This is a genomic window from Vibrio sp. Vb0304 (assembly GCF_033338995.1).
GTDB classification, from domain to species: Bacteria; Pseudomonadota; Gammaproteobacteria; order Enterobacterales; family Vibrionaceae; genus Vibrio; species Vibrio alginolyticus.
The window spans coordinates 1-1,220 of the sequence record NZ_JAWOTT010000204.1 but is presented as its reverse complement, the minus strand read 5'-3'; the positions used below and the strand labels follow the sequence as shown (position 1 = coordinate 1,220).

Genomic DNA, 1,220 nt, shown 5'->3' with positions numbered 1-1,220 from the left:
TTGCAAGATGTTGCCGATGGCAAAGTTGATATCGTCGTCGGTACGCACAAATTGCTCTCCAGCGACATCAAATTCAAAGATTTGGGTTTGTTGATTGTCGACGAAGAGCATCGCTTCGGTGTTCGTCAAAAAGAGAAAGTCAAAGCGATGCGCGCCGATGTGGACATTCTTACCCTAACGGCAACGCCGATTCCTCGTACGCTGAACATGGCAATGAGTGGTATGCGTGATTTGTCGATCATCGCCACACCACCAGCACGCCGTTTAGCTATCAAGACATTTGTTCGTGAACGTGAAGAGTCCGTGGTGCGAGAAGCCGTACTGCGTGAAATTATGCGTGGTGGTCAGGTTTACTTCCTACACAATCAGGTAGAAACCATTGAAAAAACGGCAGAAGACTTACAAAAACTCATTCCAGAAGCCCGTATTACCGTGGCACACGGCCAAATGCGTGAACGCGAACTAGAACGCATCATGAATGATTTCTACCACCAGCGCTTTAACGTGTTGGTGTGTACCACCATCATTGAAACGGGTATCGACGTTCCGACGGCCAACACAATCATTATGGATCGTGCTGACAACCTTGGCTTGGCGCAACTGCATCAATTGCGTGGCCGTGTTGGTCGCTCTCACCATCAAGCCTATGCTTATTTGTTAACGCCACATCCAAAAGCAATGACCAAAGATGCCATTAAACGTCTCGATGCCATTGCTTCACTGGAAGACTTAGGCGCGGGCTTTACTCTGGCAACGCACGATTTGGAAATTCGTGGCGCTGGTGAGCTGCTTGGTGACGAACAAAGTGGTCAAATTCAATCTGTTGGTTTTACACTGTATATGGAAATGCTTGAACAAGCAGTCGAAGCGTTGAAAGAAGGTAAAGAGCCATCATTGGATGATCTGCTTCGCGAACAAACAGAAGTGGAACTGAGAATCCCTGCGCTACTGCCTGATGATTACATTCCAGACGTCAATACGCGTCTGTCGATGTACAAACGAATTGCGAGTGTGAGCGACAGCGATGAGCTATCCGAATTAAAAGTTGAGCTGATCGACCGCTTTGGCTTACTTCCTGATGCCGCGAAGAACTTGCTGGCTGTCTCAGAATTGAAATTTGCCGCAGGTAGTATTAAAGCGAAGAAGATAGAAGCCCATGATAAAGGTGGATTTATCGAGTTTTACCCTGATGCTGACATAAATCCAGCGTATTTAGTTAA

General features: G+C 47.0%; 1 protein-coding gene. It reads left to right on the top strand.

Features of this window, described 5'->3' with window-relative positions; genetic code table 11:
* A partial coding sequence (locus R7P35_RS24995) for a TRCF domain-containing protein (RefSeq protein ID WP_318093081.1) occupies positions 1 to 1,220 on the top strand: 1,220 nt, incomplete at both ends.